This is a genomic window from Streptomyces sp. NPDC085946, assembly GCF_044540485.1.
Lineage (GTDB): Bacteria > Actinomycetota > Actinomycetes > Streptomycetales > Streptomycetaceae > Streptomyces.
The window spans coordinates 23,653-36,893 of sequence record NZ_JBITSF010000043.1; the positions used below are offsets into that span (position 1 = coordinate 23,653).

Sequence of the window (13,241 nt, forward strand, 5' to 3'; positions counted from 1 at the left end):
AAGTTCTCAGTCAGTTCCGGTTTATTTCGAAGGAATCAGGTGAGGCCGCGACCACGGCTGCGCAGATCACCTCGTCGGCGCCATCGTGATCACCCGCCCTTTCCGGTCCGTCCGACCACCGGCCCGCCTTCTCACGCGTCGATCCGATTCTTCGTTCCTCTCTGCCTTCCCAGCTCTCACCCCTGTACACGAGCGCGGTCGAGGAACCGTCCGGAAGCGGCCCCGGCCCGCCGGCGCCGGCCGCCGCTCCGGCCGTGCCCGGACCGGCCGTTCGCGCGGGCCCGGCGGCCGGCGGCGTCCCGCGCAGCGCGGTCCGCACGGCGCGCGCCGCCTCCGCCAGGGTGGCCCCCGTGGTCATCAGGTCGTCGACGAGGACGACCGGGCCGTCGGACAGCAGCCGGACACCGCCGGGCGCCACCGTGAGCGCGCCCGCGAGGTTGGCCAGCCGCCGGCGGGAGTCGAGCCCCGACTGGTCGGCCACCGCCCGCCGTTGCCGCAGCACGGCGAGCACCCGGGCGGGCGTGCCGCCGCGCCGCAGCGCGGCCGCGGCCGCGAGCGCGATCCGCCGCGCCGGGTCGTGTCCCCGCGCCCGCACGGTCCGCCGCGCGGACGGCACCGGGACGAGCAGCACGGGTCTCCCGGCGGCTTCCCCGGCGGGGCGGCCCGCCGGCCCGCGGTCGACGGGGGCAGCGCCCCCTCCCCCGCCCCCGCCCCCTCCCGCCGACAGCCCCGCGCGCACCGCTCCCGCCAGGGCCGCCCCGAGCGGCCCGGACAGGGCCAGCGCGCCCCGTTCCTTGTGGGCCAGCAGCACCGCCCGGACCTCGTCCGCGTACCGGGCCGCCGCGTACACCGCGGGCAGCCCGGGCGGCTCCGGGACCGGCCGTACCCGCCGCGGCGCGCCCCCGCCGAGACTGTCCCGGCACTCCGGGCACAGCACCGACCGAGGCCTGCCGCAGCCTCCGCATTCGGCCGGCAGCACCAGGTCGGTGAGGTCCTGCCACCACCTGCGCATGTCTCTCACTGTGCCCACCCCGCGTCCGGCCGGCCACCCCTGTGGACAGCGGCCTGTGGACAACTTCGGGACCGGCCGACGCCCGTCCCTCACACGAGTGGCCGTCCTCCCCGCACAGGAGTGGCCGCCCCCTGCGAGTACCGCCCCGAATGCCCTCCCGCCCCCACCCGTCGCCGCCCGCTCCCACGAGAAAGCGGCCGCCCCCGCCGGGATCCCCACCCCGGCGGAAGCGACCGCCTCCCCCTGCTCAGGCCGCCGAAGGCGCCGTCATCCCGGATAGACCGGCGCCGTCCCCTCCGTGACCTTCTGCCACTGCGTCCCGGACGGCAGCCGGACGATCCCGTCCACCGAGTACGCCACCAGCGGCAGCCGGTCGTCCCCGGAGGCGGTGACCTCCTTGGCCCCGGTCAGGGCGGCGGGCGTCGGCACGTCCGGCGTGGAGCCGTCGACCTGGACGTACCGCATCTGCTCCACGCCCCCGTGCTCGCGCCCGACCACCACCAGCCGGCTGTCGCCCGCCCACGACATGGCGGTGACCTGCTCGAACTCCGGGGTGGCGGAGCGCGGTTCGACGACCGTGACCGTGGACCGCCCGTCGGCCTCGCGCCGCCGCTCGATCAGCCCGACGACCAGGGAGCTCCTGCCCTCCTCGGCCACCACGAGCGCGACGCGCACCCCGTCGGCGGCCACCCGCACGGCCTGGACGCGCCCGCCCAGCCCGGGGGTCCGCACCTCCAGCGGCTCGCCGGCGCCGTCCTCCAGCAGGAGCAGCCGCGGCTTGCCGGGGTCGCGGTCGGCCACCCACAGGTCGCCCCGCGCGTCCCAGCTGGGCGCGGTCAGGCGGTCCTCCTCGGTCTGGCCGGCGCTGGTCAGCAAGGGCTTCTCCAGCGATCCGCCGGACACCATGGACCCGACGTACAGCGCCTTGCCGTCGAGGCCCACCCCGGCGGCGGTGCGCTCGTCGCGCGAGACGGCGACCGACCGCAGCGACCGCTCGCCCGTGCCCAGCGCCCCCGGCACGGGGTCCGGCTGCGTGGCGCTGCTGCCCGCGGGGATCCGGACGAACCGGTGCTCGGGGTCGAGGAAGTACAGGTAGTCCGGGTGCTGCGTGGAGCCGCGCGAGGCCACCCTGTCGGCCCGGGCCTCGGTGAGCGCGCACAGCTCCTCCCCGCCCGCCCGCAGCTCGACCTCCTCCACCGCGGGCGTGAGGTTGCGCAGCGTGAACAGCAGCTGGGCGGCCATCTCCGCGCACCGGTTCCGGCCGGCCGCGGCGGCCCGGTCGTTGAGCGGCACGGTCAGCCTGCTCCGCTCGTCGGGCGTGAGCGCACCGACGCCCTTGGCGAGCGCCGTCCCGGTGGGGAACCCGGACCGCACGACGGGGTCGAGCCGTCTGGTGGGCCCCTTGAGGAGCGAGCGGACGACGTGCGTCACGGGGTCCACGTGCTTGCGCACGTAGACGGGGTCGGCGACGGCCGTCGGCCGGGCGCTCGTCCCGGCCTGCGTGGTGTCCGTGGCGAAGAAGTACTTGTTGACCGACAGGTAGTTGCGCTGGAAGTCGGTCCGTCCCATGACGACGCCCTGCGGCAGCGCGTCGATCCGCCACTGCTTGGTCTTCGCGTTCCGCCTCAGGTGCACGGTGCTGCTGTACGGCCCGGTGGCGGGGGCGTACGACTGCTGCGCGTCCACCGTGGCGACCTTGTCGCCGGTCAGCGTGAAGGAGACCTCGTCGGCGTCCTCGCGGATCCGCGGGCTGTCGGCCTGGGCCCCCGGGCCGTCCGTCAGCACCGTGGTGGACAGCTCCGGGCGCCAGGTCTTCGCCATGTCGGCCGTCAGGTACTGGCGCGCCGTCCTGTAGTTCGGGTCGTCGCTGGTCAGAGCCTCCAGGAAGCCCTGCACGATCTCCGAGGGCACGGCGTCCTCGGCCGGCGGCATGGCGAACACCCGTACCTGGGAGTCCTGCCGGGGCGTCGACTCCACGCCCCGCAGGTCCCCGTTGTCGGGCATCGAGGCGCAGCCCGCCAGCAGGACGGCCCCACAGGCGACGTACGCCGCCGCGCGCGCCGGTCTGTGCCGGCGTGCCCCCTCGCGGTCAGCGCCCACGTGTTGCCTCCCCATGCGTCGGTACGTCCCCCTGGCCGGGCTGCCCGGCGGTGTCCCCCGGCGTGGCGCCGGGGCCCTGTGCGGGCTCCCCGCGTCCCGGGCCCGCCGCGTCCGCGGGCGGGTCGTCCGGGCGTCGCGTCCCCGAGGCGGGCCGCGGCACCACGCGCGCGCCGTTGCCGGGCAGGGCCGTCGGGTCGGCGGTGGGCGGCGCGGCGGTCAGGCGGGGCCCGATCGGGTCCCGCGCCGGAACCGGGGACAGGGCGCCCGCCGTCTGCTGCGCGGGCACGGTGGCCGACTTCTCCCCGCCGCCGCGCGGCAGGCCGGCGCCGTCGAGCCCGCGGTTGCGCCGCGAGTCCTTGGGCTCCAGCGGTATCGGCGAGCCCCGCAGCGGCTCGTCGGCGGTCCTGGGCAGCGTCAGCCGGAACTGCGAACCGCCGCCCGGCTCGCCCCACGCCTGGAGCCAGCCGCCGTGCAGCCGCGCGTCCTCCAGGGCGATCGACAGCCCGAGGCCGGTACCGCCGGTGGTGCGCGCGCGTGCCGGGTCGGCCCGCCAGAAGCGGCTGAAGACCCGGGCCGCCTCGCCGGGCTTGAGCCCGACGCCGTAGTCGCGCACCGCGACGGCGACCGCGCCGCCGGCCGCGGCGAGCTTGACCACGACGTCCCGGCCCTCGCCGTGCTCGACGGCGTTGACGACGAGGTTGCGCAGGACGCGCTCCACGCGCCGCGCGTCGGCCTCGGCGACGACGGGCTGCTGGTCGCCGACGACCCTGATCCGCGTGCCCTTGCGCTCGGCGAGCGGCTCGGCCCCGCTGACGACGCGCCGCACGACGTCCCTCAGGTCTATCGGCTCGGCCTCCAGCGCCGCCGCGCCGGCGTCGAACCGGCTGATCTCCAGCAGGTCCGCGAGCAGCGACTCGAACCGGTCCAGCTGGTCGGCGAGCAGCTCCGCCGACCGCGCGGTCACCGGGTCGAAGTCCTCCCGGGCCTCGTGGATGACGTCCGCGGCCATCCGTACGGTCGTCAGCGGGGTGCGCAGCTCGTGCGACACGTCCGACACGAACCGCCGCTGCATCCGCGACAGGTCCTCCAGCTGGCTGATCTTCTGCTGGAGGTTCTGCGCCATCTTGTTGAAGGCCTCGCCGAGCCGCGCGATGTCGTCCTCGCCGGTGACCTTCATCCGTTCCTGGAGTTTTCCGGCGGACAGCCGCTCGGCGATCCCCGCCGCCATCCGCACCGGTGTGACCACCTGGCGCACCACCAGCCACGCGATGGCCCCGAGCAGGACGACGACGAACAGCCCGGCGGTCGCCAGGGTGCCCTTGACCAGGCTGAGCGACTTCTCCTCCTGGGTGAGCGGGAAGAGGTAGTACAGCTCGTAGGGGTCGCCGTTGGGGTCGAGGACCTGCTTGCCGATGACCAGGGCCGGCTGGGAGTCCTTGCCGTTGAGGTAGACGACGCGCGTGTAGCTCTGGGCCGCCGCGGCGGTGGTGTTCACCTGCTCACGCAGTTCCCCGGGCACGCTGGCCGTCGGGTCGACGTACCCGGAGGCGCGCGGTCCGCGCCCGCCGCCGCTGTCGTCGCCGGGCGGCAGGGTCACCACGTCGAAGGCGCCCTGGCCGCCGCTGGACAGCGACCACACCAGGTCGCTCATCCACTGGATGACGTTCTGGGAGGGCCGCGCGTCCCCCGCGGCACCGTCGTCGCCGGTCCCGCTCGCCGTCTCGTCGGCCTTCTGCTTGGCCACCGCGAACCCGCCGGTGGCCTGGCTCTGGGAGGCCTTCACCTTGGCGTCGAGCAGTCCGTTGCGGACCTGCCCGATGACGACGAAGCCGAGCAGCAGGACCACGCCCAGCGACATCAGCAGTGTCGTGACGACGACCTTGAGCTGGATGTTGCGCCGCCACAGCCGCATGAGGGGCAGCAACGGCCGGCGCACCCAGCGCACGAACAGCCGGATGACCGGACTGCCCTCGACGCCGCCCTGGAGCAGCCCGCTCTCCAGGAGGCGTCCCCAGCGGGAGCCCGTCCGCCGACGGCCGACAGGCCGCTCCGCGCCGGCCCCGGACCGGCCGGGCGCCGAGGAAGCGGCACTGTCACCCGACATGTCAGCTCGGTCCTGCCTTGTATCCGACACCACGCACGGTCACCACGATCTCGGGCTTCTCCGGGTCCTTCTCGACCTTGGAGCGCAGCCGCTGCACGTGCACGTTGACCAGGCGGGTGTCCGCCGCGTGGCGGTAGCCCCAGACCTGCTCCAGCAGCACCTCGCGCGTGAACACCTGCCACGGCTTGCGCGCGAGCGCCACCAGCAGGTCGAACTCCAGCGGCGTCAGCGCGATGGACTGCCCGTCCCGCTTCACGGAGTGACCGGCCACGTCGATGACCAGGTCACCGATGGCGAGCTGCTCCGGAGCCGGCTCCTCCGACCTGCGCAGCCGCGCCCGGATCCGGGCGACCAGCTCCTTCGGCTTGAACGGCTTCACGATGTAGTCGTCGGCGCCCGACTCCAGGCCCACGACGACGTCCACGGTGTCGCTCTTGGCCGTCAGCATCACGATCGGCACCCCGGACTCCGCCCTGATCAGGCGGCACACCTCGATGCCGTCCCGGCCCGGCAGCATCAGGTCCAGCAGCACCAGGTCGGGTTTGGCCTCGCGGAAAGCGGCCAGCGCCTTGTCGCCGTCGGCTACGAAAGACGGCTCGAAACCTTCACCACGCAGCACGATGCCGAGCATCTCGGCCAGTGCGCTGTCGTCGTCGACGACAAGGACTCGTCCCTTCATAAACGACATCATCCCATTCTCATAACGGTGGCGAAGGCAGTGGTGAGGCAGGTCACTGGCCAGTGACGATAGTCGTACGACGTCGCTACTGTCTGCCCTCGCCCCCGGGCAGCGGTCGGCCCGCCCTCACCGGGAGCTCCTCGGCCGCGTCGAGAAGGGCGTCCGCGCCGCTGGGCCGTCCGTGCCGGCCGGGCGTCCACGGGCCCGCGCCGACGCGGTCCTCAGCCGGCCGTCGCGTGGTGCGACCGGGCGCACATGTCGGCGAGGGCCTCGGCGGTCACCGGCGACACGGCGCCCTCCTCGGTGACGATCGCCGTCACCAGCTCGGGCGGCGTCACGTCGAACGCCGGGTTGTACGCCTGCGTCCCCAGCGGCGCGACCGGAATGCCGGTCCCCGCCTCCGCGCCGGCCACCGGCACCTGGGGCGCCATGAGCTCGGTCACCTCGTGACCGGGCCGCTGCTCCACCTCGATGGCCGCCCCGTCCGGCGTGGCCAGGTCCACCGTCGTCACCGGCGCGACCACGACGAACGGCACGTGGTGGTACCGCGCGAGCACCGCCAGCGGATAGGTGCCCACCTTGTTCGCCACCGACCCGTCGGCCGCGATCCGGTCCGCCCCGACCAGCACCGCGTCCACCTCACCGGCCGCGAACAGCGACCCCGCCGCGTTGTCCGTGAGCAGCGTGTACGCCATCCCGTTGCGCGCCGCCTCGTACGCCGTGAGCCGCGCGCCCTGCAGCAGCGGCCGGGTCTCGTCGACCCACAGCCGCCGCAGTCGCCCAACCCGGTGCGCCGCGAGCGCTACCGCGAACGCCGTGCCCTCGCCGCCCGACACCAGCGCACCGGTGTTGCAGTGGGTGAGGATCCGGTGCCCGCCGCCCGGCAGCAGCTCGTCCAGCAGCGCCAGCCCGTGCTCGGCCATCCGGCCGCTGGCCTCGGCGTCCTCCCGGTGCAGCTGCCGCGCCGCCGCCAGCGCGGCCCCGGCGGCCTGCCGGGAGTCACCGTGCTGGGCGAGCGCGTTCCGGTAGGCGGCGTGCGCCCGGCCGACCCCGACGGCGAGGTTCACCGCCGTGGGCCGGGCGCCGGCCAGCGCGTCCGCGGCGTCGTCCACGTCGAAGCCCCGCGCCGCGGCGAGCGCGACGCCGTACGCCCCCGCGATCCCGAGCAGGGGCGCTCCGCGCACGGCGAGCGACCGAATCGCCTCCACCAGCGCGGGCGCGTCCGTACAGACCAGTTCGACCTCCTCGGCCGGCAGCCTCGTCTGGTCGAGCAGGACCAGGACGGGGCCTTCGGGCGGCTCTTCCCAGCGGATCGCCGGGGTCTCGGTCGGCCGCTTGTCCTCGTCGCTGTGCGCGTACTGATCAGCCATGCGGTCAGTCTGCCCCCTTTTCCCCGGACAATTGAAGGGACGCAGCCCCTACCTCGCCCGGTCCTGCGATGACCACCCCATGGCACGATGGGCGCCAAGCTGCCGCCGCGACCGCGGACGGGCACCGTGAAGGAGCGACGATGACTGACACTCCGGGCTGGGCCTCGCCCGGATCCGCCCCGTCCGACGGGCAGAACCCGGGCGTGTCCGGCCCTGCCGACCCCGCCGGCCGACCGGGCCCCGCACCATCCGCGGACCAGCCGGAACAGCCCGGCCAGACCCCGCAGGGCCCCGGCCCGAAGTGGTCCGACCAGCAGCCGCCACCCGGCCGGTGGTCCGCGCCCACCGGCCCGGGGCAGGCTCCCCCGCCCCCGCCGCCCGGCCCCGGCTGGGGCGCCCCTCCGCCCGGCGGCCCGGGCGGACCCGGCGGTTACGGCGGGCCAGGGGGTCACGGCGGCTGGGGGAACCCCTGGGGCGGCCCCCCGCCCGCGGCCAAGCCGGGCGTCATCCCGCTCCGCCCGCTCGGCGTCGGCGAGATCCTCGACGGCGCCGTGTCCACCATGCGCGCCTACTGGCGCACGGTCCTGGGCATCTCGCTCACCGTCGCGGTCCTCACCGAGATCGTCGTCGTCCTGCTCCAGGGCCTGGTCCTCGACAGCGCCGGCACCGCGGCCCTCGGCGACCCCTCCGCCTCCCTGGACGAGCTGAGCCGCGCCATGGGCGACGCCCTGCTCGGCTCCGGGGTCGTCTTCGTGATCTCGCTGATCGGCACGGTCATCGCGACCGCCCTGCTCACCAGCGTCACCAGCCGCGCGGTCCTCGGCAAGCCGGTGACCGCCGGCGAGGCCTGGCGCGACGCCCGCCCGCAGGTCGCCCGGCTGTTCGGGCTGATCTGCCTGTTGATGCTCATCGCCGGCGGCGTCGCCGCGGTCGGCGTCCTGCCCGGCATCGTCGTGACCGCCGCCGGCGGCACCGGGGCGGGCGTGGCGCTCCTCGTGCTCGGTGCCCTCGGCGCCGCGGTCTGCGCGCTGTGGCTGATGATCCGCTTCTCGCTGGCCTCGCCCGCGCTGATGCTGGAGAAGCAGGGCATCGCCAAGGCGCTGAGCCGCTCCGTGAAGCTGGTGCGCGGCGCGTGGTGGCGGGTCTTCGGCATCCAGCTGCTCGCCGCGGTCATCGCGAACGTGGTCGCGTCGATCATCATCATCCCGTTCACCCTGCTCGCCGCGGCGGTCAGCGACGACGGCATGGGCACCTTCCTCACCAGCGGCGGCGACTTCGGCTGGACGTTCCTCGTCGTCAGCGGCATCGGCTCGGTGATCGGCTCCATGATCACCATGCCGATCACGGCCGGCGTCACCGTGCTCCTCTACATCGACCAGCGCATCCGCCGCGAGGCCCTCGACCTGGAACTCGCCCGCGCCGCCGGCGTCCAGGGCTACGGCCCCACCGGCCCGGGCGCCACCCCGGGGAGCTGATGCGGTGAGCCTGCTGGGGGGAGTTCTGACGGCGGTGCCCACGCTTCCGGGCACCGCCGTACGAGCGCTGCCGCACACCGGCGGTACGCCGCTCCTGCCGCTGCCGCACACCGGCGGCACACCGGTCCCGCCCCTGCCGCGCACCGGCCTCACGTCGGCCCTGTCGGCGGTGCGCACCGGCGGCACGCCGCTCCTGTCGCCGGCCGGCTCCGGCGACGAGCCGCCCCTCACCCTCCCGCGCGACCCCGCGCGGGAGGCGGCCCGGCGCGAGCTGTCCAAGCGCATGTACCACGAGAACGACCCCGGCCTGTTCGAGCGCGCCCTCGACGCGTTCTGGAACTGGCTCGGCAAGCTGCTGGATGCCGCCTCCACCGCGACGCCCGGCGGAACACTCGGCTTGGTCGTCGTCGTCCTGGCCGTCGTCGCGGCCCTCGCCGCCCTGTGGTGGCGGCTGGGCACCCCGCGCCGCCGGCCCGTCTCCGCCGCCGCCTTGTTCGACGACCGCCCCCGCAGCGCCGCCGAACACCGCGCGGCCGCCGAGGCGCACGCCGCCCGGGGCCACTGGAACCAGGCCGTCCAGGAACGCATGCGGGCCGTCGTCCGCGCCCTGGAGGAACGCGCCCTCCTCGACGTCCGTCCCGGCCGCACCGCCGACGAGGCGGCCGCGGAAGCGGGCCGTGCCCTGCCCGCCCACACCGACCGACTGCGCGGCGCCGCCCGGGAGTTCGACGACGTGACGTACGGCGGCCGGCCCGCGACCGAACAGTCGTACCATCGCCTCACCGAACTCGACCGCGACCTGGAGCGCACCAAGCCCCGGCTCACCGGCGGCAGCGCCCCCGGCGCGGAGCCCGACGCCCGCCAGGGAGCCACCGGATGACCACCGAGGCCACGCTCCCGTCCACCTCGGCCTCGCCCACCCCCCGCCAGGTCTGGACCCGCGCCCGCGGCATCGCCCTCGCCCTCGTCGTCCTCCTGGCGGGAGCCGTCGCGATCGCCGTGATCCGCTCCGACGCCCGCCACGGCGCGCTCGACCCGCGCTCCGCCGACCCGGGCGGCAGCCGCGCCGTCGCCGAACTCCTCGCCGACCGGGGCGTGGACACGCGCGTGGTCACCACCCTGGGCGAGGCGGCCGCCGCGACCGGCCCGGACACCACTCTCCTGGTCGCCGCCCCCGACCTGTTGACGCCCACTCAGCAGACGCGCCTGCACGCCGCCTTCGCGGACACCGGAAGCCGCGCCGTCCTGGTCGCCGCCGGCAGCGCCTCCGTCGAACGGCTGGCCCCCGGCGTCACCGCCGACCCCGCCACCAGCCCCGACACGACGCTCGACCCCGACTGCGACCTGCCCGCCGCCCGGCGCGCGGGCTCCGCCGACACCGGCGGCATCCGCTACACCACCACCCACCTCCGGGCCGACGCCTGCTACCCCAGCCAGCGCCTGGCCACCCTGCTGCGCGTCCCGCACGCCTCCGAGGGCGGCGACACCGTCGTCCTCGGCGCGCCCGACATCCTCCTCAACGACCGCCTCGACGAGCAGGGCAACGCCTCGCTCGCCCTCCAGCTCCTCGGCTCCCGCCCCCATCTGGTCTGGTACCTCCCCTCGCTCGCCGACGACCCGGCCCTCGACGAGGACGAACGCGGCTTCTTCGACCTGCTCCCCTCGGGCTGGCTCTGGGGCACGCTGCAACTCTTCGTCGCGGCGGGCCTGGCCGCCCTGTGGCGGGCACGCCGGCTCGGCCCCCTGGTGCCCGAAAGACTCCCCGTGGCGATCCGCGCCTCCGAGACCGCCGAAGGCCGCGCCCGCCTCTACCGCAAGGCGAACGCCCGCGACCGCGCGGCCGCCGCTCTCCGCTCCACCACCCGCACCCGCCTCGCCCCCCTCGCCGGCGTCCCCGTGGCCCGGGCGCACACGCCCGAGGCCCTGCTCCCCGCCCTCTCCGCCCACCTGCACGGCGACGGGCAGGACCTGCACGCCCTCCTCTTCGGCCCGCCGCCCGGCGACGACGCAAGCCTGATCGCACTGGCCGACCGACTCGACGCCCTCGAAAGAGAGGTACGCCGTCCATGATGGACCCGACCACTGACAACGCCGGGCGGACCGGGGACCCGGGCAACGCCCGGGCCGCCCTGGAAGCCCTGCGCGCCGAGATCGCCAAGGCCGTGGTCGGACAGGACCCCGCCGTGACCGGTCTCGTCGTCGCCCTGCTCTGCCGCGGCCACGTCCTCCTCGAAGGCGTCCCCGGCGTCGCCAAGACGCTGCTCGTCCGCGCGCTGGCCGCCGCCCTCGAACTGGACACCAAGCGCGTCCAGTTCACCCCCGACCTGATGCCGAGCGACGTGACCGGCTCCCTGGTCTACGACACCCGCAGCGCCGAGTTCTCCTTCCAGCCCGGCCCGGTCTTCACCCACCTCCTCCTCGCGGACGAGATCAACCGCACACCCCCGAAGACCCAGTCGTCCCTCCTCGAGGCCATGGAGGAACGCCAGGTCACCGTGGACGGCACCCCCCGCCCCCTCCCCGACCCGTTCCTGGTCGTCGCGACCCAGAACCCGGTCGAGTACGAGGGCACCTACCCCCTCCCCGAAGCCCAGCTGGACCGCTTCCTCCTCAAGCTCACCGTCCCCCTCCCCTCCCGCGAGGACGAGATCAGCGTCCTCACCCGGCACGCCGAGGGCTTCGACCCGCGCGACCTGCGCGCCGCCGGCGTACGCCCCGTGGCGAGCGCCGCCGACCTGGAGGCGGCCCGCGCCGCGGTCGCCAAGACGGCGATCTCCCCGGACATCACGGCCTACGTCGTCGACCTGTGCCGCGCCACCCGCGAGTCCCCGTCGCTCACCCTCGGCGTGTCCCCCCGAGGCGCCACAGCCCTCCTGGCCGCCTCCCGCGCCTGGGCCTGGCTGACCGGCCGGGACTACGTCATCCCCGACGACGTGAAGGCGCTGGCCCTGCCCACCCTCCGCCACCGCGTGCAACTGCGCCCGGAAGCGGAGATGGAGGGCGTGACGGCCGACTCCGTCATCAACGCGATCCTCTCCCACGTCCCCGTCCCCCGCTGATGGCACTCACCGGACGCGCCGCCCTCCTCGCGGCCCTCGGCTCCCTCCCCGTCGGCCTCTGGGACCCGAGCTGGACGGGCCTCCTGGCCGTCAACGCGCCCCTGGCCGCGGCCTGCGCCTGCGACTTCGCCCTGGCCGCCCCGGTACGCCGCCTCGGCCTGACCCGCTCCGGCGACACCTCCGTACGCCTCGGCGACTCGGCCGACGTGACCCTCACGATCACCAACCCGTCCCGCCGTCCCCTCCGCGCCCACCTGCGCGACGCCTGGCCCCCCAGCAGCTGGCAGCCGGGTACGGAGGTGGCGGCCTCCCGTCACCGCGTCACGGTCCCGCCCGGCGAGCGCCGACGCGTCACCACCCGTCTGCGCCCCACCCGCCGGGGCGACCGCCGGGCCGACCGCGTCACCATCCGCTCGTACGGCCCCCTCGGCCTGTTCGCCCGCCAGGGCACCCACAGGCTCCCCTGGACGGTACGCGTCCTGCCCCCGTTCACCAGCCGCAAGCACCTGCCCTCGAAGCTGTCCCGCCTGCGCGAACTGGACGGCCGCACCAGCGTCCTCACCCGCGGCGAAGGCACGGAGTTCGACAGCCTGCGCGAGTACATCCCCGGCGACGACACCCGTTCCATCGACTGGCGCGCCACGGCCCGCCAGACCACCGTCGCCGTACGCACCTGGCGCCCGGAACGCGACCGCCACATCCTCCTGGTCCTCGACACCGGCCGCACCTCCGCGGGCCGTGTCGGCGACGCCCCCCGTCTCGACGCCTCCATGGACGCGGCCCTGCTCCTGGCGGCCCTCGCCTCCCGCGCCGGCGACCGCGTCGACCTCCTGGCCTACGACCGTCGCATCCGCGCCCTGGTCCAGGGCCGCTCGGCGGGCGACGTCCTCCCGTCCCTGGTCAACGCGCTGGCCACGCTCGAACCGGAGCTCGTCGAAACGGACGCCCGCGGCCTGACCGCCACAGCCCTGCGTACGGCTCCCCGCCGTTCCCTGATCGTCCTGCTCACCGCCCTGGACGCGGCCCCCGTCGAGGAGGGCCTCCTGCCCGTCCTCGGCCGGCTCACCCAACGCCACACCGTCGTCCTGGCCTCGGTCGCGGACCCGCACATCGCCCGCATGGCCACGTCACGCGGAAACGTCGACGCCGTCTACGAAGCCGCAGCCGCGGCCCAGGCCCAGACGGAACGCCACCGCACGGCGGAACAGCTCCGCCGCCACGGTGTCACGGTCGTCGACGCGACCCCGGACGACTTGGCGCCGGCCCTGGCGGACACCTACCTGTCCCTGAAATCCGCAGGCCGCCTGTAGCAATGGGCAGGGGCCGAAAGGCCCCGAGCCAAACACCCCTGAAACGCAGAAAACCCCGTACCGGTGAACCCGGTACGGGGTTTTCTCAAGAATTGTTCGGCGGTGTCCTACTCTCCCACAGGGTCCCCCCTG

10 protein-coding genes are annotated in these 13,241 nt (G+C 75.2%); 5 read left to right on the forward strand and 5 right to left on the reverse strand.

The annotated features are described in order from the left end of the window. Positions 1 to 10: 10 nt before the first annotated feature. The 5 genes from ACIF8T_RS38705 to mtnA all read right to left on the reverse strand — a co-directional run bounded on the left by ACIF8T_RS38705 (position 11) and on the right by mtnA (position 7,265). Complete coding sequence (locus ACIF8T_RS38705; protein ID WP_400041962.1) at positions 11 to 1,012, reverse strand: ComF family protein; 1,002 nt, start codon at positions 1,010 to 1,012, stop codon at positions 11 to 13. A 267-nt stretch (positions 1,013 to 1,279) separates the two neighbouring features. Continuing rightward, complete coding sequence (locus tag ACIF8T_RS38710; protein ID WP_400041964.1) at positions 1,280 to 3,112, reverse strand: LpqB family beta-propeller domain-containing protein; 1,833 nt, start codon at positions 3,110 to 3,112, stop codon at positions 1,280 to 1,282. Next, complete coding sequence (gene mtrB / locus ACIF8T_RS38715) at positions 3,102 to 5,216, reverse strand: MtrAB system histidine kinase MtrB (RefSeq protein ID WP_400041966.1); 2,115 nt, start codon at positions 5,214 to 5,216, stop codon at positions 3,102 to 3,104. The genes ACIF8T_RS38710 and mtrB overlap by 11 nt, the downstream gene beginning before the upstream one ends. Before the next feature lies 1 nt (position 5,217). Then, the gene (gene mtrA, locus ACIF8T_RS38720; RefSeq protein WP_004930665.1) at positions 5,218 to 5,907 is read right to left on the reverse strand and encodes a two-component system response regulator MtrA; all 690 of its coding nucleotides are present in this window, start codon (positions 5,905 to 5,907) and stop codon (positions 5,218 to 5,220) included. Positions 5,908 to 6,116: 209 nt separating this feature from the next. Continuing rightward, a complete protein-coding gene (gene mtnA, locus ACIF8T_RS38725) occupies positions 6,117 to 7,265 on the reverse strand; it encodes an S-methyl-5-thioribose-1-phosphate isomerase (protein WP_400041968.1) in 1,149 nt (382 codons plus the stop codon). A 140-nt stretch (positions 7,266 to 7,405) separates the two neighbouring features. On the opposite strand from mtnA, the gene ACIF8T_RS38730 reads away from it, so the two are divergent. The 5 genes from ACIF8T_RS38730 to ACIF8T_RS38750 all read left to right on the forward strand — a co-directional run bounded on the left by ACIF8T_RS38730 (position 7,406) and on the right by ACIF8T_RS38750 (position 13,109). Further along, positions 7,406 to 8,740 (forward strand): glycerophosphoryl diester phosphodiesterase membrane domain-containing protein, encoded by a 1,335-nt coding sequence (locus tag ACIF8T_RS38730; protein WP_400041970.1) that lies wholly within the window; start codon positions 7,406 to 7,408, stop codon positions 8,738 to 8,740. A 160-nt stretch (positions 8,741 to 8,900) separates the two neighbouring features. Next, positions 8,901 to 9,620 (forward strand): DUF4129 domain-containing protein, encoded by a 720-nt coding sequence (locus ACIF8T_RS38735; protein ID WP_400041976.1) that lies wholly within the window; start codon positions 8,901 to 8,903, stop codon positions 9,618 to 9,620. Then, positions 9,617 to 10,810 carry a DUF4350 domain-containing protein gene (locus ACIF8T_RS38740; RefSeq protein WP_400041972.1) on the forward strand — a complete coding sequence of 398 codons (1,194 nt, stop codon included), beginning with the start codon at positions 9,617 to 9,619 and terminating at the stop codon, positions 10,808 to 10,810. The genes ACIF8T_RS38735 and ACIF8T_RS38740 overlap by 4 nt, the downstream gene beginning before the upstream one ends. Then, entirely contained in the window at positions 10,810 to 11,799 is a 990-nt protein-coding gene (locus ACIF8T_RS38745) for an AAA family ATPase (RefSeq protein WP_400041978.1), read from the forward strand. Before ACIF8T_RS38740 ends, ACIF8T_RS38745 begins: the two co-directional genes overlap by 1 nt. Next, positions 11,799 to 13,109 carry a DUF58 domain-containing protein gene (locus ACIF8T_RS38750; protein WP_400041974.1) on the forward strand — a complete coding sequence of 437 codons (1,311 nt, stop codon included), beginning with the start codon at positions 11,799 to 11,801 and terminating at the stop codon, positions 13,107 to 13,109. The genes ACIF8T_RS38745 and ACIF8T_RS38750 overlap by 1 nt, the downstream gene beginning before the upstream one ends. The last annotated feature ends 132 nt before the right edge of the window (positions 13,110 to 13,241 follow it).